Annotated in this window: 20 protein-coding genes and 1 pseudogene; 9 read left to right on the top strand and 12 right to left on the bottom strand. The window is 71.6% G+C overall.

What is annotated here, in order from left to right; all coding sequences use genetic code 11:
* Nucleotides 1–153 precede the first annotated feature (153 nt).
* Nucleotides 154–2,526: a discoidin domain-containing protein gene (locus ACFWIC_RS23600; RefSeq protein WP_380519952.1), complete on the top strand. Its 2,373-nt coding sequence runs from the start codon at nucleotides 154–156 to the stop codon at nucleotides 2,524–2,526.
* Nucleotides 2,527–2,670: 144 nt separating this feature from the next.
* Here ACFWIC_RS23600 and ACFWIC_RS23595 read toward each other — a convergent pair whose 3' ends face one another.
* The 3 genes from ACFWIC_RS23595 to ACFWIC_RS23585 form a co-directional block, all read right to left on the bottom strand.
* Nucleotides 2,671–2,931, bottom strand: a complete 261-nt coding sequence (locus ACFWIC_RS23595) for a hypothetical protein (protein WP_380519951.1) — start codon at nucleotides 2,929–2,931, stop codon at nucleotides 2,671–2,673.
* On the bottom strand, nucleotides 2,928–3,290 hold the full coding sequence (locus ACFWIC_RS23590; RefSeq protein WP_329952428.1) for a hypothetical protein: 363 nt from the start codon (nucleotides 3,288–3,290) through the stop codon (nucleotides 2,928–2,930). The genes ACFWIC_RS23595 and ACFWIC_RS23590 overlap by 4 nt, the downstream gene beginning before the upstream one ends.
* Nucleotides 3,291–3,760: 470 nt before the next feature.
* On the bottom strand, nucleotides 3,761–4,396 hold the full coding sequence (locus tag ACFWIC_RS23585; protein ID WP_380519950.1) for a TetR/AcrR family transcriptional regulator: 636 nt from the start codon (nucleotides 4,394–4,396) through the stop codon (nucleotides 3,761–3,763).
* Nucleotides 4,397–4,506: 110 nt separating this feature from the next.
* Between ACFWIC_RS23585 and ACFWIC_RS23580 the strand changes: the two genes are divergently transcribed.
* Both ACFWIC_RS23580 and ACFWIC_RS23575 read left to right on the top strand, forming a co-directional pair.
* The gene (locus tag ACFWIC_RS23580) at nucleotides 4,507–5,469 is read left to right on the top strand and encodes a zinc-binding dehydrogenase (protein WP_355403370.1); all 963 of its coding nucleotides are present in this window, start codon (nucleotides 4,507–4,509) and stop codon (nucleotides 5,467–5,469) included.
* 166 nt (nucleotides 5,470–5,635) lie between these two features.
* Complete coding sequence (locus ACFWIC_RS23575; RefSeq protein WP_380519949.1) at nucleotides 5,636–6,466, top strand: DUF4279 domain-containing protein; 831 nt, start codon at nucleotides 5,636–5,638, stop codon at nucleotides 6,464–6,466.
* Between the two features lie 233 nt (nucleotides 6,467–6,699).
* On the opposite strand, the gene ACFWIC_RS23570 is transcribed toward ACFWIC_RS23575, so the two are convergent.
* Nucleotides 6,700–7,017 (bottom strand): hypothetical protein, encoded by a 318-nt coding sequence (locus ACFWIC_RS23570; RefSeq protein WP_380519948.1) that lies wholly within the window; start codon nucleotides 7,015–7,017, stop codon nucleotides 6,700–6,702.
* A 277-nt stretch (nucleotides 7,018–7,294) separates the two neighbouring features.
* Here ACFWIC_RS23570 and ACFWIC_RS23565 point away from each other — a divergent pair, with 277 nt between their 5' ends.
* Nucleotides 7,295–9,004, top strand: a complete 1,710-nt coding sequence (locus tag ACFWIC_RS23565) for an FAD-dependent oxidoreductase (RefSeq protein ID WP_380519947.1) — start codon at nucleotides 7,295–7,297, stop codon at nucleotides 9,002–9,004.
* On the opposite strand, the gene ACFWIC_RS23560 is transcribed toward ACFWIC_RS23565, so the two are convergent.
* Both ACFWIC_RS23560 and ACFWIC_RS23555 read right to left on the bottom strand, forming a co-directional pair.
* Nucleotides 8,988–10,052: a polyprenyl synthetase family protein gene (locus tag ACFWIC_RS23560; protein WP_380519946.1), complete on the bottom strand. Its 1,065-nt coding sequence runs from the start codon at nucleotides 10,050–10,052 to the stop codon at nucleotides 8,988–8,990. The genes ACFWIC_RS23565 and ACFWIC_RS23560 overlap by 17 nt on opposite strands.
* A 219-nt stretch (nucleotides 10,053–10,271) precedes the next feature.
* Nucleotides 10,272–11,366 carry a hypothetical protein gene (locus ACFWIC_RS23555; RefSeq protein ID WP_380519945.1) on the bottom strand — a complete coding sequence of 365 codons (1,095 nt, stop codon included), beginning with the start codon at nucleotides 11,364–11,366 and terminating at the stop codon, nucleotides 10,272–10,274.
* A 380-nt stretch (nucleotides 11,367–11,746) separates the two neighbouring features.
* Between ACFWIC_RS23555 and ACFWIC_RS23550 the strand changes: the two genes are divergently transcribed.
* Nucleotides 11,747–12,295: an LURP-one-related/scramblase family protein gene (locus ACFWIC_RS23550; RefSeq protein ID WP_380519944.1), complete on the top strand. Its 549-nt coding sequence runs from the start codon at nucleotides 11,747–11,749 to the stop codon at nucleotides 12,293–12,295.
* A 170-nt stretch (nucleotides 12,296–12,465) separates the two neighbouring features.
* Here ACFWIC_RS23550 and ACFWIC_RS23545 read toward each other — a convergent pair whose 3' ends face one another.
* Nucleotides 12,466–12,834: a recombinase family protein gene (locus tag ACFWIC_RS23545; RefSeq protein WP_380363126.1), complete on the bottom strand. Its 369-nt coding sequence runs from the start codon at nucleotides 12,832–12,834 to the stop codon at nucleotides 12,466–12,468.
* 494 nt (nucleotides 12,835–13,328) lie between these two features.
* On the opposite strand from ACFWIC_RS23545, the gene ACFWIC_RS23540 reads away from it, so the two are divergent.
* Nucleotides 13,329–13,472 carry a hypothetical protein gene (locus ACFWIC_RS23540; protein WP_380519943.1) on the top strand — a complete coding sequence of 48 codons (144 nt, stop codon included), beginning with the start codon at nucleotides 13,329–13,331 and terminating at the stop codon, nucleotides 13,470–13,472.
* Nucleotides 13,473–13,516: 44 nt separating this feature from the next.
* Here ACFWIC_RS23540 and ACFWIC_RS23535 read toward each other — a convergent pair whose 3' ends face one another.
* The 4 genes and pseudogenes from ACFWIC_RS23535 to ACFWIC_RS23520 all read right to left on the bottom strand — a co-directional run bounded on the left by ACFWIC_RS23535 (nucleotide 13,517) and on the right by ACFWIC_RS23520 (nucleotide 15,752).
* Nucleotides 13,517–13,672 carry a hypothetical protein gene (locus ACFWIC_RS23535; RefSeq protein WP_380519973.1) on the bottom strand — a complete coding sequence of 52 codons (156 nt, stop codon included), beginning with the start codon at nucleotides 13,670–13,672 and terminating at the stop codon, nucleotides 13,517–13,519.
* Between the two features lie 155 nt (nucleotides 13,673–13,827).
* Nucleotides 13,828–13,956: pseudogene (locus ACFWIC_RS23530) on the bottom strand (DUF4259 domain-containing protein); the annotation flags it as partial.
* Nucleotides 13,957–14,012: 56 nt separating this feature from the next.
* Entirely contained in the window at nucleotides 14,013–14,480 is a 468-nt protein-coding gene (locus tag ACFWIC_RS23525; protein ID WP_380519942.1) for a hypothetical protein, read from the bottom strand.
* A 438-nt stretch (nucleotides 14,481–14,918) separates the two neighbouring features.
* Entirely contained in the window at nucleotides 14,919–15,752 is an 834-nt protein-coding gene (locus ACFWIC_RS23520) for an SDR family oxidoreductase (protein WP_380519941.1), read from the bottom strand.
* A gap of 735 nt (nucleotides 15,753–16,487) precedes the next feature.
* Here ACFWIC_RS23520 and ACFWIC_RS23515 point away from each other — a divergent pair.
* Nucleotides 16,488–17,018, top strand: coding sequence for a DUF6245 family protein (locus tag ACFWIC_RS23515; RefSeq protein WP_355403393.1), 531 nt, complete (start codon nucleotides 16,488–16,490; stop codon nucleotides 17,016–17,018).
* Nucleotides 17,019–17,172: 154 nt separating this feature from the next.
* On the opposite strand, the gene ACFWIC_RS23510 is transcribed toward ACFWIC_RS23515, so the two are convergent.
* Nucleotides 17,173–18,003 (bottom strand): MerR family transcriptional regulator, encoded by an 831-nt coding sequence (locus tag ACFWIC_RS23510; RefSeq protein ID WP_380519940.1) that lies wholly within the window; start codon nucleotides 18,001–18,003, stop codon nucleotides 17,173–17,175.
* Between the two features lie 351 nt (nucleotides 18,004–18,354).
* On the opposite strand from ACFWIC_RS23510, the gene ACFWIC_RS23505 reads away from it, so the two are divergent.
* The gene (locus ACFWIC_RS23505; protein ID WP_380519939.1) at nucleotides 18,355–18,990 is read left to right on the top strand and encodes a sigma-70 family RNA polymerase sigma factor; all 636 of its coding nucleotides are present in this window, start codon (nucleotides 18,355–18,357) and stop codon (nucleotides 18,988–18,990) included.
* On the top strand, nucleotides 18,987–19,757 hold the full coding sequence (locus tag ACFWIC_RS23500; protein WP_380519938.1) for a hypothetical protein: 771 nt from the start codon (nucleotides 18,987–18,989) through the stop codon (nucleotides 19,755–19,757). The genes ACFWIC_RS23505 and ACFWIC_RS23500 overlap by 4 nt, the downstream gene beginning before the upstream one ends.
* The last annotated feature ends 197 nt before the right edge of the window (nucleotides 19,758–19,954 follow it).

Genomic DNA, 19,954 nt, shown 5'->3' with positions numbered 1-19,954 from the left:
TTCCCCGGTGTCACACCGGGGCCGGCCACCGGGGCGGCGTCCCCGTCCGGATTCACGCTGTCGAACAACGCTCTTTCGGCCTCGTGGGCGGTGAACGGGAGCAGGGTCTCACTCTCCTCGTTCACGAACTCCGCGAACGGAACTCCCAACAGCGTGCCGGCGGCGATCGGTGAACTGTTCTCGTTCACCCTCGCCGACTCCACCGTCATCAAGTCCTCCCAGTCCACACTCACCTCCGCCCCGACCCTGAGCGCCCTGGCGGCCGATCCCTCTGCGGCCCGCCTTTCCCAGAATGTCGCCGGCAAGGCGGTCGGCATGAGGTTCCGCTGGACATCGGGCGGCAAGGTCCTGGACGTGACATGGAGAGCCGAACTGCGCGACGGCGCGAACAGCGTCCTGCAAAGGTTCACCATCACCCCGGTCAGCGGAACCTTCGACGTCACCAGGCTCCAGCTGATCGACATGACCCTGCCCGACAGCAGGGTGGGCGGCGGCGATGACGGCAGCCCGGTGGTCGCGGGCCCGCCCGGAGCGGAGACACTCTTCCTCGGTGTCGAGAACCCCATGGCCAAGCCCACGGTCAGCGGGGCGAACGTGACCATCGGCCTCACCCGGGCGGGCGATCTCACCCCCGGGAAGTCCTACGAGTACACCGCCTCCCTCGGCGTCTCCCCGGCCGGCGGTCTGCGGCGCTCCTTCCAGTACTACCTGGCACGCGAACGCGTCCACAGCCGCCACACCTTCCTGCACTACCAGAGCTGGTTCGACCTCAAGCCGCCGGGACTGGTCATCAACTCCTCCGAACTCACCTCCGCCATCAACCTCTTCGGCAGCGAGCTGACCAAACGCGGAGCCAACATCGACAGCTTCTGGGTCGACGACGGCTGGGACTACCTGCGTTCCCCCAAGAAGGCGGACGAGTCGAACCTCAACGTCTGGTCCTTCGACCCCACCCAGTTCCCCACCGGGTTCGGCCCCCAGAAGAGCGCCGCCGCCCAGTACGGCGGAGCGTCGCTGTCGGTGTGGATGTCACCCTTCGGCGGCTACGGAACCAGCGCGGACGCACGAAACCAGCTGAACAGGAGCAAGCCGGCCGCACAACAGTACGAAACCCACAGCGGCGGCAGGTTCAAACTCAGCGACCCCGACTACTACGCCCGCTTCCGCGCGGTGGCCTTCGACATGATGGACAATCAGGGCGTCAGAGGCTTCAAGTTCGACGGCATCGGCGGGGGACTCAACCAGTCCGGCCCCAACAGCAATTACCTCACCGACTACGAAGCCCTGCTCGATCTCACCACCGATCTCCGCGGCCGCAACAAGGACGTCTGGGTCAACGCCACCGTCGGAACCTGGGGATCCCCCTACTGGCTGTGGTACGTCGACTCCATCTGGCGCGACGGCGAGGACGCGGGCCAGACCGGCGACGGCTCCCCCCGGGAGAAGTACGTCAACTACCGCGACTCCCAGACCTTCCGGAACATCGCCACCCAGAACCCCCTCTTCCCCGTCCCCTCCGTGATGAACCACGGCATCGTCTTCTCCGACCGGGCCCCACAGTTCGGCGCCGACCACGACCTCTCGAAGCAGTCGGTCCGCAACGAGGTCTCCAACGACATCCGCTCCTACTTCGCGCAGGGAATGGGACTGCAAGAACTCTACGTCCGCAACACACTGGTACGCCCCGAGCTTCCGGGAGCACCCTGGTTCTGGGACACCCTGGCCGCCAACGCCAAGTGGGCCCGCACCAACCAGGACCTGCTCACCGACGTCCACTGGATCGGCGGCGACGCAGCAGCCGGCGACATCTACGGCACCGCCGCCTGGAACTCCACCGCCGGCACGTCCAAGGGCATGCTGATGCTGCGCAATCCCTCAGCCACGGCCAAGACCTTCACGGTGGACCCGCAGCAGATCTTCGAGCTGCCCGGCGGCACCCAGGGCGCGTACCGCTTCACCGAGAAGGACGGCCTGCGCGCCGCCTTCACCGCTCAACGCGGCACACCGACCGGCATCACGCTGCAGCCACACGACGTGGTGGTGTTCGAGGCCGCGCCCACCACCGGCACCGCCGCCTACACCGCCATCCCGCGCGACGGCTGGACAGCCACCGCCGACAGCACCGAGACCGTACGGGAGAACGGCCAGGCCGCCAACGCCATCGACGGAAAAAACTCCACCATCTGGCACACGCAGTACGGCACCGACATCACCCCCATGCCGCACTGGATCGACATCGACCTGGGCCGCTCCCGCACCGTGGGAAGGCTCGACTACCTCCCGCGCGAGGACGGCGGCACCAACGGCACCATGGCCGACTACCAGATCCTGACCAGTACGGACGGAAACAACTGGACCGCCGTGGCGAGCGGCACCTTCCCGCCCGGCCCGGGCATCAAGAACATCACCTTCCCCGACACCACCACCCGCCACATCCGACTGAAGACCACACGAGCCGCCAACGGCGCCGGCTACGCCTCAGCCGCTGAGATCAGCCTCTACCAGCGACAGGCCACCGCGCGATGACCGTGCCGGTACCGGCAACACCATCAGCATGACCGGAAGGCCGACCCACCCCATGGTGGGTCGGCCCCTGCCCGGGCCCACACGGTGCGCGCCCAAGAACCAGAGCGTTCCAGGAGCCCCGACCGAGCCGCCCGGGCGAGCGCCTCACGCGCATTCCACGCCGGGTGCGGCGGGCGGCGCGTGCGCGGGTGGGCGGGCGGCCGGCGGGTGGGCGGCGTGGACGCACGGGCCCGGCGGTGTGTGGTGCCGGGTGATCCGGTGTACGGTCCCGCGGGCGTCCACGGCCCACAGCACGTCCGCGGCGACCTCGCGCCGGGCCATGCGGACGATTCCGGGGCCGCCGTCGGGCAGGTCGACCGTGCGCCCCACCCAGCGGGACCAGGCCGGATCCGAGCTCGTGATCACCGCCCCCACCCCCACTGGGCGATCAGCGCAGACGCCGGGAGTTCGATCACACGGTTTCCCGAACTGGTGAGTTGGGACCAGATCGAGCGCGCTTCGAGGTCGGAGAGGGAGAAGACGAACGGGCCCGGGACGAGCACCGCGCGGAAGGCGCCCGCGGTCAGCAGCCCGATCAGACGCTGGAGGGCGGGGAGCGGGCCCCGGGAGCGGCAGCCGTTGTCGAGGAACACGGCCGGAGGCGCGAACCCGAGCTCGTTCGCGAGGTGCCGCAGTGCGTGCAGGTGCGTTCCCATCCCGCTCGGGTCGAAGGGGTAGCAGCGCAGGTAGACGGCTGCGGAAGTATCGGTACGAACCGGTTTCATGTGTCACGCCCCGGGAATCCGGATAATCCGGGACAGTGCCCCGGAATCGGTCATGACGACAGGAAACCGCTCGGCGACCCGCCGGGCCAGCCCCACCGGTTATCGTTCTCGTCACGGTTCGGCCGAGGAACGGGGCGATCGACGCGCACCGGGAGCGGGATCCGTCCCGCCCGATGCGCCCCGGCGGGCCATGGGGCGACCGGGAATCACGCGTCCTGGCGGTGCGGCGGTCCTTCGGTCCCGCTGTAGCTACCCAGAGTAACCGTCAGTCCAAGGATGCTTCGACGACATCACCACAGCCGATCCGGCGAGCTTTCAACAGGTGGCGCGGATCCGCGGCGAGGAACCTCCCGAGGCCACAGTGCACAACTTCTCGGCGAAGTACGTCGACCGATTCGGTGAGCGCACCCTTCAGACCTCGGAGAGCCGGGAGAAGTCGGGAAGGCCCGGGGGCCGACTGTGCTGCCACCCTACGTCGGTGTACGGGTCCGCAGGTGCGGCGCCGGCGGCAGAGGTACGGGTGCTTCCGTTTCGGGTGCGGCGCGGAACGCCTCGATCACGTAGGCGGCGAAGCGGCGGGAGGCCGTGAGCCGGGCAGGGCCCGGAGCATCGTGGAGGCCCCGGTGGGCCATGAGCATGAGGATCAGGTCGTCGACGACGAAGTCGGCGCGGAGCCGGCCGGTCTGTTGGGCGCGGCGGGCCAGTTCCGCGATGGCACGCTCGGCCTGCTCGCGGTCGGCGGCGAAGTCCGCGGCGTCGGGATTGGCGGCTATGAAGGCGTCGGCGAATCCCCGGCTGTACGCGTGGAGTTCGCAGATCCGCTCGATCAGGCTCCGGAGTCCGTGCCACGGGTCGGGGTCCGTGAGGGCGTCGCGGACGGCGGTGCGGCAGGCCCGGCGTTGCTCGGTGAAGGTCTGGGCGATCAGCGCCTGCTTGGTCGGGAAGTGCCGGTAGAGCGTGGCGTGGCCGACTTCCGCGTGCCGGGCGATGTCGCGCATGGGTGCGCCCAGGCCGCTCTCGCCGAACACGGTGCGGGCGGCGGCCAGGATGCGGGCCCGGTTGTCACGCGCGTCGGAGCGTGCAGCCCGAGACAAGTGGCCGGTCATCGTCTCTCATTTCGGTCGGGCGGACGGATCCGTCCGTTACGTTCCGATGGCGGTGCTGCCTCACGGTCGCAGCAGCGGTGTCCCTCCGTCCAACGGCCCGAGGAGCAGAGATGAAAGCCGTCGTCATCGAGAGGTTCGGAGACCCCAGTGGTCTGGAGGTCGTCGACCTGCCCGTGCCCGCACCCGCTCCGGGGCAGGTGCTGGTCGCCACGGAGGCGGTCGGGGTGGGTGGTGTGGACGCCGTTATCCGCCGGGGCGCGCTCGCCGCCTACGGCTTCCGGGCGGGCCATGTCCTGGGCAGTGAGGCCGCGGGGCCTGTCATCGCCGTGGGTGAGGGCGTGGACCGTGAGTGGATCGGGCGGCGTGTGTGGGCGTTCACCGGTCTGTCCGGCGGGTACGCCGAGCAGTCCGTCGCCTCGGTCGACGACGTTCTCGAACTTCCCGACGGCCTGACCGGCGTCGACGCGGTCGCCCTCGGCGGCTCCGGGGTGGTCGCCCATTTCGCGCTGGAGCGGGCCCGCTTCGTTGCCGGGGAGACGGTCCTCGTGCGGGGTGCGGCCGGCAGCATCGGGATCACGGCGGTTCAGCTTGCCGCCAGGGGCGGCGCGGGTACGGTGGCGGTCACCGCCTCGTCGGCCGGGCGCGGCGAGCGGCTGAAGGACCTGGGAGCCACGTACGTCCTGGACCGCGCGGGTGAGGGCGGCCCGGACACGCCGGCGGGCTTCGACGTCGTTGTCGACGTGGTGGGAGGCCCCCAACTGCCTCGGTTCCTGGACAGGTTGAACCCCAACGGGCGGTACGTGGCCGTCGGTGTGGTCGGAGGGCAGCCTCCGGCGGACTTCGGCATGCGCCTGATGGACGCCTTCCGCAGGTCGCTGTCGTTCGCCACCTTCAGCTCCGACACCGTGCCCGGCCCCGACCGGCAGGCCGTTCGGGCCGCCCAGTTCGCCGACGCCGCGCGCGGGGACCTGCGCACGGTCGTGCACGAGGTGCTGCCGCTGGACGAGGCGGCCCGGGCCCACCGCGCGATGGACGCGGGAGAGGTGTTCGGGAGGGTCGTCCTGGCGCCCTGAACCCGCACGGGGCGGCGGCGCTCACGTCTTGATCCGGGCCACGGGGCGTCGACGGCACCGGGCCGTCGTCCGCCGCCGTCACGGCCCTCCCGGCCGCACGCCGTCAGGACGGCGCCGACCAAGAAACCTGCTGGCCAGGTGCACGGTGACCTGTCATGGTGTCGCCGTGCCTGACGAACCGATGGAGCTACCGCCGATGCCGCCCTCGAAGTGGTCGGCCGGATCCCTGCGGATCACCAGCTGGACCATCTGTGCGAGTGAGATCTCGGTGCGGCTGGGCATCAGCCCCGACAGCGAGTACGAGCGGGGAAGCCTCTCAAGTCCACGGAACCCGCTCAGCCAGCGGCGTGAGGCCGCCGTCTGGATTCTCGCGAGTGGCCTGGACAACGACCGATGGCCCGAGGAGCACGTGGCCGAACTCCTCCGACGTCTGGCCGGCAAGCACGACGCGGTGGCGAGCCTGGCCGCCGACTGCAAGCTGGAGCTGTTCCTCGGCTTCGGCAGTGAGAACGGCCAGGGCGGATGCGCTCTCCCCTCCGCTCTCCTCCGAGAGGCCGGAGACCTCGGCCTCGACATCGCGCTCGACCTGTACCCGCGGGCACCCGACGACCACGCCGGGCCCGACGCCGCGACCGACGACCCTGATCGGCCCGACACCGAGGCGGGGTGGGACGGCCCCTACTATCGAGTCCGCAACGACGACTTCGAGGTCCGCTTCCTCCTGGATCCGTACGAGGATCTCGACGGCGTCTGCAACGCCGATGCCGAAGTCCTCCTCCCCGACGGATCACGGTGGGGCGCGACGATCCTGACCGTCGACGAAGTCGGCCGGCTGATGAACCGGTGGGACGGCACCGGAGAAGCACTGGGCGGCCGGTACTTCTCGTGCTCCGACGGCGTGATCGTCCGTTCCGCAGGCATAGCGGGGATGGTGGATGTGATCGTTGGGCTGCTGGAGACGGGAGAGCTCCGGCACACCCTCGAACGACTGGACTGATCGGCGTGACGGCTACCGAGCCTTCGACCTCCGTGTTCGCTCGGCCACACCCGTCGTGCGTCGGACGGTTCGCGGATCCGTAGGCGGAAAGCGTCCTGCGGTCACTGGGCCTCGCGCGGCGCGGATCATCTCCAGGTCCGTGTACGGGTCCGGTTCCCGGTAGCGGCGCCGCTTAGCCGAATTGATCGTAGGTCGGCTCGGGGTTTCAGAAGGAGCAGGAGCCCGGCCGCTCACTACGAGGTCTCCTGCTCGAACGGCTCGTCGCTCCAGCGGAACCAGGCACGGTCACCGTCGACATGGAGCAGGAACTCGGCCACCGGGCCTGTCGGGGCGGCCAGCTCCAGGGTCCGGCGGATCTCATCGGTGACGGCTTCCCACTCGCCGATGTCCTCCTCTTCGGCCAGCACGAGCTCGCGATCGAACAGCGGCTTCACCGCGGCGAAGCCGGGAGCGGGCAGGAACCGGCCTGACACCCAGGGGAAGTCGACGTCCTCGATCACGATCTCGCCGACAACCTCACCCTGCTTCCGCAGCTGCCAGATCTCGCCCATCAGCAACACAATCGTCGCCTCTCCCACGAACCGGAACCGTCCGAAGAAGCCTTTCACACAGCTCTGACACCCGCTGAGCACCAGGGACGGCGGCCTGACGGCCGGAAGAGGCGCCCCCGCCTGCCCCGGCACCCGCACTCCCACGCGAGCGCGTCCACTCACCCCGCCGTGCCCGCCGGTCGCGGACCGGGCGGACGGCTGACGAACCGTCTGCTCTATCGTTCCCGTACGGGTCGGGTGGGGCCGGTGAGCGGTGGTCGGCCGGAAGGGGTGCGGGGTGTCGGGGGGTTCGGGGCGGACGGTCGTGGTGCTGGGTGGTGGGGTGGCCGGGCTGACGGCGGCCATGGAGCTGGCGGAGCGCGGCTTCGAGGTGACCGTGGTGGAGCCCTCCGGGTGGGGCGGCAAGGCCCGTAGCGCCTCGGTCCCCGGGACGGGGACCGGCGGGCGGCTCGACCTGCCCAGCGAGCACGGGTTCCGGTTCTTCCCCGGCTTCTACCGGAGCCTGCCCGACACGATGCGGCGGATCCCCCTGGAGGGCTCGTCCTCGGGCGTGGAGGGCAACCTGCGGGAAGCGCCGCAGATGCTGTCCGCACGGTCGGGGCGGATCGGCGAGACGGTCGCCGACGTGTCCCTGGCCACCGGCCCGAGGACACCCCTGCAGATCCTCCGCGCCCGGGGCATGAGGCTGGGCGCCGAGGGCGAGCTGAACGAGGAACTGCTGTACTTCGCCAACCGCATGCTGGTCTACATGACCAGCAGCGCCGAGCGGCGGCTGGGACAGTGGGAACGGACCTCCTGGTGGGACTTCACGGCCGCGGACGGCGCCTCCGAGGAGTACCGCAAGGTGTGCGTCGTCGGGGCGACCCGCACGGTGGTGGCGGCCAGGGCTGAGGTGTGCAGCGCGCACACCGTCGGGGGGTTCCTGGAGGCCTTCGGCTACGGCTTCCTGGGCCGGGGCGAGGCCCAGGCCGCCGACCGGGTCCTGAACGCGCCGACCAGCACGGCCTGGATCGACCCCTGGGTGCGGCACCTGGAGCGGCTCGGGGTGCGGCTCGAACTCGGCTGGCGGGTGGAGCGCCTGAGGGTGCGGGGGCGCGCCGTAGTCGGCGCGGTGCTGCGCGGCCCGGGCACCCGGCGGCGGGAGGTGGACGCCGACTGGTACGTGTGCGCGCTCCCCGTCGACCGGATCGGGGCGCTGCTGGAACGCGGCCTGGCCGAGGCCGACCCCGAGCTCAAGAAGACGGCGGGCCTGCGTACCGACTGGATGGTCGGCCTGCAGTTCTACCTCACCGAACCCACCCCGATCACCCGCGGTCACGTCATCTACCAGGACTCCCCGTGGGCGCTGACCTCCATCAGCCAGGCCCAGTTCTGGGACACCGACTTCCGCGCCACCTACGGCGACGGGACGGTCGCCGACTGCCTGTCGGTCGACATCTCCTCCTGGGACACCCCCGGCATCCTCTACGGCAAGCCGGCCCGCGAGTGCACCCGGGCCGAGGTCGTCGCCGAGGTCTGGGCCCAGCTCACCGACGCCCTCGACGACGGGCGTCGGCGGACCCTCCACGAGGGTCTGCTCCACTCCTGGCACCTGGACCCGGCCGTCAGGAACCTCGACGGCCCCGGGCCCGCCACCAACGACGAGGCCCTGCTGATCAACACCACCGGTTCCTGGGAGCTGCGCCCGACGGCGGAGACGGCCGCGGCGAACCTGTTCATGGCCGGCGACTTCGTCCGCTGCCCGGTCAACCTGGCCACGATGGAGGGCGCGAACCAGAGCGGCCGGGCGGCGACGAACGCGCTGCTGCGGGCCGCCGGCCACGGCGGCGAGCCGGCCGTCGTCCACGCCCTGTACGAGGCGGAGGAGCTCCGCCGGCTGAAGGAGGTGGACGCCGCGCTCTACCGGCAGGGCAGGGCGCACATCCTCGACACCCCGCCGCCGTGGTCCTCCCGCACGGGGGACAGCCGCTTCAGTACGACCGGTTGACGATCAGTTCGCAGAGCGCGTCGAGGTCGTCTACGGCTCCGGGTACCGTGCCCGGTTCGTCGATGAGCTGCCGCAGCCGGCGCCGGGCCTCCTCCGCGTGCCCGGCGGCGCGCTCCACCGTCCAGTGCCGGCCGCCGGCTTCCTCCACCAGCAGGGCCAGCGCCGCCTCCTCGGCGCGGTCCGGGGCGGCCGGCAGGGAGTAGCGGCGGGCCAGTTCGTCACCTGCCGCGGTGTCCGAGGCCATCGCGGCGACCACCGGTACCGAGAGCTTGCGCGCCCGCAGGTCCGCGAAGACCGGCTTTCCGGTGACCGCATCGTCGCCCCAGATCCCCAGCACGTCGTCCACCAGCTGGAACGCCATCCCCAGGTCGTGGCCGAACGCGGCCAGGGCCTCGACCTGCGCCGGCCCGCCGCCGCCGTAGAGGGCGCCCAGCCGGCAGGCACAGGAGATCAGGGACGCCGTCTTGCCCGACACCATCTCCAGGCACTCGGGCAGTCCGATGCGCGGCTCACCCTCGAACAGCACGTCCAGGCCCTCACCCACCGCGAGCTGGACGAGCGTGTCCAACAGGGCCGCCGTGGCCTCGCCCGCGACCGCCTCGCCTGAGAACGCCCCGCCCGCGACCGCTTCGCCGCCGGGGCCTGCGAGCACCTCGAACGCCACCATCAGCAGCGCGTCGGCCGACCTGGTCGCGGCGGCAGGACCGAACACCTCCCAGGCGGAGGCGCGGTGGCGACGGACCGCATCGCCGTCCAGGACGTCGTCGTACAGCAGCGACAGGTTGTGCACCATCTCCACCGCCACGGCGGCGGGTGCCGCGAGGTCCGGCTCCCCGCCCACCGCCCGGGCACAGCTCAGGGTCAGGGCCGCCCGGACGTTCTTGCCGCCGCGCCCCCCAGCCGGGGACCCGCCGGACCATCCGAAGTGGTACGCCGCCACCTCCCCGAGCGCACCGCCCAACTGCCCGACCCAGTGCCGCAACTGCGGTTCGCAGGTGGCCGCCGCGCCCCGCAGCAGCGACTCGGCCCGCGTACGATCCGACAACACCCAGCCCACCCCGTTCCCCCGGCCGTCCCCGCCCCGGGCGGCACCCGGGCGGCACCCGGGCGAGCCTACGCGACCGCCCGGGCGTGCCGCCCCTCGCCGAGCAGGCCGGCCCGGTGCCCGGCGCTCCCGCCTCGCCCGGGGACACCGCCCCCGGTGTCGTCAGCGACCGGACGACCGGACGACCGCGCGCCGGGCGGACCCGGCGCGCGGCCGCTCGGCTCAGTGGCGCGGACGGCGCCGGGAGGCGAGGACCACGGCACCGCCGACCACCAGCAGGAACGCCGAGGCGCCTGCGACCCGGGGGAGACCGGGCCCGGCTCCGGTCTCCGGCAGTTCCCCGCTCGGAGACGGATGCGGGACCCGGGTCGGGGTAGGGGTGGGAGCCGGTGTCGGCGTCGGACGGGGAGTGGGCGACCCGGAGGGGGACGGCGACGGAGACGGTGTGGGTGTCGGTGTGGGGGACGGGCTGGGCGTGGGCGTGGGCGAGGGAGACGGCGTGGGCGTGGGGGACGGGCTCGGCGACGGCGTCGGGGTGGGTGAGGGCGTGCCCGCCCGGCAGCTGACCTCGACCTCGCCCAGGCGCAGGTTCGTCACCTCCCCCTGGTAGAGCTGGTTGCCGCCGGTGTCGTTGAGCGTGCCCCGGACGTCGATGTCGAGCCAGGCCTCCGCGGTGTCCTGCCGGTTCTGTGCGGCCGGGTCCTGGTGGGGCGCGACGGTCACGGTGAGGGTGCTGGGTCCGATCTCGGGCCTGTCGAGGTCGGCGCCGGTGACGGCGAGGGTGGAGGTGCCGATGGGGACGAGCTGCCCGAGGACGGTGATCTGGCCGGCGTCCGTCCGGTTGTAGGCCAGGGCGTAGGGCCCGACGGGCGGCGGCACGCACTCGGCGTAGGAGTCCATGGAGGCGACCGTGCCGCTGGGCGCGATGCGGATCAGGTCCTTGCTGCCGAGCCGGACGACGAGGTCGGTGAGCTGGGCCTGGGCGTAGTACTTCGCGGCGTCGGCGGCGGTCCGGGTCGTCATGGTGCTGATGGTGATGCGGCTGAGCATGCCGTCCGGGTCGCTGAAGTCCCCGTCGTCGGTGTCGCCGACGAACGTGCTGAGCGCCGTGCCGTAGGTCCCGCTGTACGGGGTGAAGCCCAGGGGCGGCACCGAGGGGGTGGTCAGCTGCACCAGCTTCGCGCCGGCGAGCGTGCCCGGTGGGAGCACTGCCGCTGCGGGGGTCTGGCCCTGTCCGAGGAGCACCACGCTGGCGAGGCCGGCGGCCGTGACCGCCCCGGCGACGGGGAACGCCGCCCTGCGTACGAAATCGTCCATGCGGCAGCAGTAACAGCCCCGCGGCGAACCGCCGGACAGGCTCGGCGTCCCGAACCCGTTCGGCCGCCGGAGCTCCCACCGGCGGCCTAACCAGGCGCGGGCCCGCGTCGGCCCGGCCCCCTTCTCCTGGCGCCCTCCCCGTCCGCCTCGCGCCCCGGAGGCCGGACGCCGCCCCGCCGGGACCGGCCGGGCCCCGGTCCATGTGCACGCCGTTCACCTGTACGGCGCAGCGCGCCCGGCCGTCGGTGGCCCGGCCGGTCCCGGCGGGGTGCGATGGCAGTACCGGAAGGACCTGCCGGCCGGCGGGGGCGAGCGGCCGTTGATCACGACCGGCGCCGAGGCGGGGTGAACCGCCCGCCCACCGGGGAAGGGAGCCGAGGATGTTCGGCGAACGACGGGCCCGCCACCGGGCCAACAACGCCTTCGACGACGGCGAGGGCGTCACCCGCTACCGCATGCAGCAGAAGGTCTTCTCCATCGGGGACGACTACTGGATCGACGACGAGGCCGGTGACCACGTCTACAAGGTCAACGGAAAGGCAATGCGCCTGCGCCGGACGTGGGCCATCGAGGACCGCGAGGGCCACCGCGTCGCCGCCGTGCAGAGCCGGCCGATGCGGATCAAGGACTCGATGGAGATCGAGGACGCCGACGGCCACCGGATCGCGCTGGTCAAGAAGGGCCTGGTGGGGCCGGTGCGGGACCACTGGCGGATCAAGCAGGAGGAGGGCGGCGACCTGACCGTCCACGGCAACATCGTCGACCACGAGTACACGATCGAACGGGACGGCTACAAGGTCGCCGAGGTCTCCAAGAGGTGGTTCCGGCTGCGCGACACCTACGGTCTCGGCATCGGTCCCGACACCGATCACGCCACCGTTCTGGCAGCCGCGATCGCCATCGACGCCATGGCCCACCCCGGCGACTGACCGCCCGCGGCCGAGGACGCTCCGAACGGCTCGGCGCGGGCGAAGAAGATCAGGGTCCGGTCGGTCGCAGCCGCCGGCGTGCGGGTCGCGCGAACGGATCACCGAAAGGGTTCGGGACGTGTTCAGAGGGGGTTCCAGGGCGCCCCCGAAGTCTCCTCCGGGCGGTGCGGTCAGGCGCGGGCTTCGGCGCGGGTCCGGCGCCGGGGGAGTTCCACGACCTGGGTGCCGGCCGCACGGAGGAACTGTGCGACGGAGTCCGCGGTGGCACCCTCCAGGGAGAAGACCCAGAGGCCGGGCACCAGCACGGTGTCGACCAGACCCTTGGAGGCCCGGGCGAGCAGGATGCGCAGCTGGGGGCGCAGCGCGGAGGACGAGGTGCCGTTGTCCAGGTAGAGCCTGGGGGTTCCGAGGCCGAGCTGCTGGGCGTGGTCCTCCAGCGCCCACCGGTGAGCGGCCATGTCCCAGTGGTCGTAGGGGTAGCAGCGCAGGTAGACCGCGCTGCTCCCGATCAGGGTGGGCTGCTCGTGGGTGATGGTCATCGTCGCTCCTCGCCGGTACGGCAGGCGTGTGGCGCACGCCGCCGGGCGGTGCCCTGGACGGCTCGGTGCGCGATGGCCGCGCATTCGTCCGGGGTGGGATCGGCTACGGCCAGGTGTCACACGGTGGCTTCGGGTGAGGATGGCGACGGGGTGTGTGCGACCTCGGGAAGTGCCTTCCATCATGGAGCGGCGGAGCGGATATGTCTATACCAATGGGGCATGCACGGAACGGTCGGTGCACACCGGTCCCGCTCCGCAGCCGCCGGCCCCCTACTGCCCGCCGGTCCATCGGCGCGGCACGCCGTCCTGACCGGACCGGCACACCCCACCCCCGGCGCGGACGCTGACATTCTCCTTCGTCCCGACCTGCTCACAGACGGGGGAGGGCCGTACCCCGGCCGGCTCGTCGTACCGGGTACTTCTGCTGTTCGGGGTGCAGCGGTGGACGGCCCCCAGGTCGGATCGCCCGAGTCCAGGGCTGTGACGAAGCAGCGGTGCGCAAGCACGCGGAGGTCCTGGCCGTCGTCGCCGCGCCGAAGCTCCTGCCGGCTGTCGGCGGACTGACCCCGCACGCCGGGCCCGACCCGTACAAGGGCCTGGCCGAGAGGCTGCTGCGCGAGCGCCGCCTCGGCATCTGACCGACGAGTTGGGCCCGGCGTGCGGGGTTTGGCATCACCCAACGTCACTCCGAGGCGGTGTCCGCCTCGTCCAGCGCAGCAGCACGCTTCTCCTCCTCCTTCTCGGAGAGGGCGTAGTCGTTGGTCGGCTTGACGATGGTGTGCGTGATGATCTGCCCGCTGATCTGCTTGGTCTCCAGCCTCTGCTGACCTTCTGCCATGTCCTCACTCCTTCTGCCGTGTCCGGTACGTCTGTCCTCCGGCATGTTCCCACCCGGGAGCACTGCGTAACGAGATGATGACGAGACACCGGTGAACCCGTCGGCTCGAACCGATCACCCGAACCGTCCGCGCAGACCGGCATCAGATAGCCGCGGGCCTCGACGGCGCGGTTCTGCGTGCTGCGGATGAGGTTCTCGCGTTCGTCCAGGGCCGTCTCGTCGAGGGTGTCGGCGAAATCCGCCGCCGTGTCGTCCTCGAAAGGGCCGATGCCCCAGGTGCCCATGCCGGTCTCCTCGTGTCGCCGTTCTGCGATCCGATCCGGCGGCCGGCGGCCGGCCGTCACGCGGTGCGGATGGCGGCCGCGGGGTGTCGCGGTGTCCGGACGAGGGTAGCGGCGGCTGCGGCGATGTAGAGGATCTGGAGGAGGGTGCGCGGGCCGAGGGGGTCTCCCTGGGCGGTGTTCCTGCGGGCGGCGGAGACGTTGGCAGGGAACACGGCGATCATGAGGGCGATGAGTCCGCCGGCGGCCCATCGCGCGGTGGCGGGGATGATCAGGCCGATCGCTCCGGCGGCTTCGAGCAGGCCGGTGATCGTCACGAGCAGGCCGGCGCGGGGCATCCACGGCGGGACCATGTCGACGAGGTCGGGCCGCAGGGCAGGGGCGAAGTGCGCGATCGAGGTGAGCAGGAACATGGCCACCAGCCCTGCCCGCAGGGCGGGCTGCCAGCCGGCGAGCGCGTCCGCTCCCAGTAGACCCGCCAGTCGGGCTGCAGTGAACCCGACGACCAGCGCGATCAATGGCTCCACCGGAGCGCTCCTTCCAGCAGGTGCTTCCCGGCGACGCGCGCCCGCCCGCTTCGTCCGTCCTCCAGTCCACCACCGGGCACGCACGCCCGCCACCGAGAGCGCGCCCGGCGCGTCGGCCGTGGTTGTTCGTCCCCGCGGTGCCGCGCTGGTCGAACATCACCAGGCGGTAGTCCTTGAGAACGGGCTCCAGCCTGATTGCCGCCCGCTTGATCGCGGGGATGCTTCTTCCGGGGCCGCCTCTTGATGACGCGCGGCTCATGTTGGTAGCGAGGGAGTAATGAGGGCGGCGAGGTGGCGCACCTTCCTTTGCGGCGAGCCCGAGGCGACCTGGCTCGAACGCGCACCGAACGCGCACCGAACGCCGAGGACGTCCTCAAGGCTCACACCGAGGTCGTAGCCCCGGCTGAGTACAGATGAACGGGGCCAGGACCGGGCGGCTCAACGGAAGGCGGAGGCATTCTCTGAAACCCACTGACGGAATGGCTTGGCCGGGGAGCCGGTCACCCGCGAGACCGTGTCGCGCACCTTCAGCAGCTCGTCGTTGACGTCCCCGCCCGTCACATCGAGCACCGCATCGGCGGCCTCGTCTCCCAGGAACGCGGCCATGTGACGGTGGGCCTCCTCCCTGTTGATCTCAACGAACGGCACCTCCCGTTCCAGTACTGCCGCGATGACCTCCACCTGCTGACGGGCGGTCACCCGCTCCGGACCGGTCAGGGCGTACGTCCGGCTCTGGTGGCCGGACTCGATCAGTGCCACCCGTGCCACCGACGCGATGTCCGCGGGGTGGATCGTGGGGAGCCCGATGTCCGCGTACGGCACCCTGACCGGTTGGTGCTCGCGGATGGACGCCGCCCACCACAGGGCGTTCGAGGCGAACTGCGTCGGCCGCAGAATCGTCCAGGCCATGCCGCCGTCCTTGAGCAGTCGCTCGACAGCCAGGTTCTCCTCGGCGGGGCCCAGGTGCGGATGGGTCTGGACGGTGATGGACGACACGAGCACCACGTGCTCCACACCTGCCTGCCAGGCGGCGTCGAGGATGTCGGCATCTGGGCCCATACGCGACACGAGGAACAGCGAGCGCGCCCCCTCCAGTGCAGGCTTGAGCGAAGCAGGTTCGGCGAAGTCGCCCTCAACGGCCTCGACCCCTTCGGGGAACGAGGCCCGCGCGGCATCGCGAGTGAGACCTCTCAACGGCCCGGCGCCGCACGCGTGCAGATCCTTCAGCAGAGCACTTCCTATGTTCCCGGTGGCTCCCGTGACGAGGATCATGAGCGCCTTCTCCCGTCGTCAGATGATCAGCTGGAGGACACGCTAGAAGCTCAATCGCACTTCAGGTCAAGGAGAGTCCTGACAGATTCGTGCTGCCGGGCACAGGCATGCGGGTCTCGGTACTCGGCTGGGCACTTCACCGAGGACGCCGGCCGTCCACCGTCCCGATGGACGGCCGACCCAGGAGACCACCGGACGAGCTCACCTGCCCGAGGTCCTCCGAGCCCGGCGCCACCTCGACCGGCTCACCCGTCGTCGCGACCATAGAATCCAGCACGCCTTCGACCTCGCCTGGTAGATCATCGACGAGTGGTCCGCCGGTGGCATGCCGTGAGAACTCGGGCGGTGGTGGACCCGCCGTCCTGACCACATCGAGCTCCACTCCGCCGGCACGAAGACCCCCTTCGAGGACCTCTTCGCCCGGTATCCTTCCCCGGGACCGCGGTGCTGACGGACGTGATCCTCGACCCGCCGACGGAGGCCGTCGATCCCGAGGAGCTCTATCTGGCCGCGACGGCAGAGCCGAGCTGAGCCGGGGATTCGTGCGGATCTGCACCACCCGCCGCCAGGACCCGCTCTGCCTGCGCTTCTGCCGGCCCCACAGAGCCCGGAAAGGCTCCCGATCAGCCGTCGGACTCGTGACGAGCTCGCTGCCAGGCACTGATTGTCCTTACTTCGGCCCCCGCGTCCGGCCCGGGCGGGTAGCTTGCCGGTATGACGAGTGATGACATTCCCGTGACGGTAGAACAGATCGGCGCTGCCCTGGCCGCGTTGGGCGTCTACGAGGGCAACAACACGCCGGTCGAGCACGCCGAAAGGGCCGCGCAGTTCGCCAGCCCCGACGTCTACCGGCTGCGTCTGCTCAACACCCTGCTGGGCGCGGTGCAGGGACAGGCGAAGCTCGCCGACGAGGCGGAGGAGGACGGCGAGGACCTCTTCACCGCATGGTTGGAGCAGCTGAACGGGGCTGGAGCCGGGGACGACCCGGTCAGGCAGATATCGTTCCTGGGCTGGCAGGTCCGGCGGGTGGGTATCCCGCTCTTCCTCCTCGCCAACGATCCGGACACCGGGGCCATCGTGGACGCGGCCGCGAAGGCTGCCGAGGCGCTGCACATCATGCTGGGCGTGATCGGCACACTTGAGGAGGCGGACCCGGCCGTCGACTTCGTCAACATCATCAACCAGGGCGGGATGCTGAGGGCGGGCCGAGAGCTACTGGTAACCGCTCTCGACAACACCGACACCGCGCTGGACACGTTCAAGTAGGTCGGCCCGTAGCGGCCCATGCCCATGCCCAGGCCCATGCCCATGCCCAGGCCCCGGCCCCGGTCGGCCGGGGCCGCCTCCGGCGGCTCGCCCCGGACCAGGTCCGGGGCGGCCGTGGCCGGGCCGTCCACGGGCCCGGAGGTCGCCCGGGTCCCTACGCGGCGGGGCCCGGGTGGAAAGGTGCGGCGACGTCCATGACGTGCTCGCCCGGCTCGGCGGTTGCCCAGTTCGGGTAGTAGACCTCCCGGTTGGAGGCGCTGCGGGTGTGCCCGTGGCCGGTGAGCCAGGCACCGACGGCGTCGTGGACGGCGGCGCCCGACGCGGGAGCGTCGTCGCGCTTCGTCAGTGCGGTGTACGCCTCGCGGTGCGCGGCCTCGATGCGAACCCCGATGTGCCCTGCCGGTTCGACCGGACCGTCGGTGGGGGCGCAGACTTCGACCGGGCCTTCGGAGTCGACGTCCACCAGTCCGTGGTAGACGGCGAAGAGCGGTCCGGACAGGCAGGCGTTGGCATGCCGCAGGTGGGTGAGGAGCAGTTCGGCCGCTTCGGCGAGGAAGACCGGCAGGTGCGCGGCGTTCACGTGGCGTTGGATGCTGAGCACCTTCTGCTCGGGGAGGTCCCGTTCGGCGATCTCGTACATGGTCTGCGGCCTTCCTGCCAGGACCGCCCGGGTGTAGGTCACCGTGTCGCGGCGGGTTGCGTGCGTGCGCGCCTGTTCGTGCCAGTACGCGTCGAGCAGGGGGACGCGATCCGCTGCGCCCGCGTCGAGTACTGCGGCGATCCGGGCCAGTGGCATCCCCAAGGCGCGCAGCAGCGCGATGTGGCGGGCGCGTTCCACCTGGGTGGGGCCGTAGCGGCGAAGCCCGGTGCGCGGGTTGACGTGGGCGGGCGGCAGCAGCCCCCGTGCGTCGTAGAGCCGCAGCGCCTTGGGGCTGAGCCGGGTCGCGGCGGCGAGTTCCCCGATGGTGATCGTCTGTTCCTGCACGCGGACCACTGTGCCCCCTGCCCCAGGGGCAGGAGCAAGTCCACCATCGGGCGCGGCGTCCCCTCGGCTCCGGACGCCCGGGTCGGGAGGCGGAGGCGTGGGATGCGGCCCCGGACGCGGGGCGTCGCCGGGCACGCTCCCAGGGGCAGGGCAGGGCAGGACGCTTGGTGACCGAATGATCGGGCTGAATGCCGGGCAGCCGGTCAAGGTGCGTGCTCTTGCGGCAGATCCGGTCAACTTCTGGCCGGCCTGCAGATCCACGGTGCCCAGCCGGTTTCCTGGTCCCGAACAGGCCACGAGGCCGGGGCCGACCGTCGGCCCAGGCTTCCGGGGCGGGAGGACGGACGCCACATGGTCGGCATCGACGGCGGCGGTCGCGCTGATGCGCACGATGACGCCCCGATCCCTCAGGATCACCAGGACCCTCCCGAGCAGGTACCCGAGGGCGGGGACCTCGTACCGAAGACCTCCCTGCCCAACGACCTGGTCGCCCTGATGGTGATGCACGGCGAGGCGTACTGGGAGTACGCGCGCCTGCACCTCGGCGATCCCGACGCCGCCGACGCGCTGGTCGACGACGTCTTCGCGGACCTCGCCGCCAACTGGGACCTGGTGCTGCGCCAGGAGAACGCGGGGCAGTTCTGCTGGGGTGTGCTGCGGGCGACGGTCGACGACACGCCGGAGCGTGTCGTCCGGCCGTCGGCCTTCACCTCCGCCGCGTTCGCGTTCGCCATGGCCGACGCCCGGGAGGCGTTCCGGGCGCTGGAGAGCGGGATCGGCCTGTTCGCGGCGATCGGCGACCTGCCGGACAGGCAGCACGACGTGGTCGTACTGACCTACGTGCTCGGCTATCCGGTCGTCACCGCTGCACGGATCATGGGTATCACCAAGAGCGGGGTGTACAGCCTGCGCCGCGATGCCCGCCGCCGGCTCGCCTCGGCGCTGGGTCTGGACGAACAGAGCGCCGAGACGGCGGAAGAGCAGTGATCGACATCCACGGCGCCGTCGACGCGCAGTCCGGCGCCGTCCGCGAGGCCTCGGACCCGGGCCCGGCCTGGTCGCCGCTCGCGGCAGTGCGTCTGCCGCAGCCCGAGGCCAGGGGCCGGGCCTCCGCCTGTCTCGACGGCGCGCCGGCCAGGGTCGCGGCGCGCCTGGCGGCGCGGACGCGGGCCTCGCAGCGGCCTTTACCGTCGGTCGCGGTCCGTCTGGACCGGGCCGGGTTCGAGCTGCTGGCGCTGTGTCACCTGGTGCTGGAGGACGCCCGGTCGCCGGGGTGGATCGCGGCGCTGACGGACGCGCCGGAGATCGAGCCGTACGGGGCGCTCGTTCTCGGAGCGCTGTGCCACCTGGCTGTCCACGAGGGGGAGGACGAGGACGGCGCGGTCATGCGCCGGGCGCTGGCGGACGGGCCGCGGACGTGGTGGCAGCTCGGGGCCGGGGCAGGATGCTTCCAGGCCGCCTACGCCCTCGCCTGTCTGTGTGCCGGGAGGGGGGACCAGCGCGAGGCGCGGCACTGGCAGGACCAGGCCCGCCGGTTGGCGGGGGTGCGGGACGTGCGTTCGGCGGTCCTGGCCGCCTTCGCCGGGTTCCGGCCCGGCCACGGCCTGTGCGCCGACATCCGCCAGGCCCTGGCGGCCCTGCCCACCAGCCACGACCCGGACTTCGGGCGCACACCCGCGATCGATCCCGAGGCGCTGGCCGCGGCACTCCGCCGGCACCGCACCGGCGCTTGCTGCCGACCCGCGCTGCCGTAGCGGGCTGAGGAGGACGTCTGGGCGGCGTTGCACGCGGTGACGCTGGCCGACCTGCCGTCCTGGTCGCGAAGCAGACCCTGAAGGTACCCGCCGACGGCGCCTCGTTCGTCAGCACCGCGACGTACACCGACTTCGGCCCCGCGGGATCTTCGCCGCGCCGATCGACGTCGACTGACCCGCCCCTACCGGGCGGGAAT

This window comes from Kitasatospora sp. NPDC127035 (assembly GCF_042726075.1).
Classification (GTDB): Bacteria; Actinomycetota; Actinomycetes; order Streptomycetales; family Streptomycetaceae; genus Kitasatospora.
This window is presented reverse-complemented; position numbering and strand designations above follow the sequence as displayed.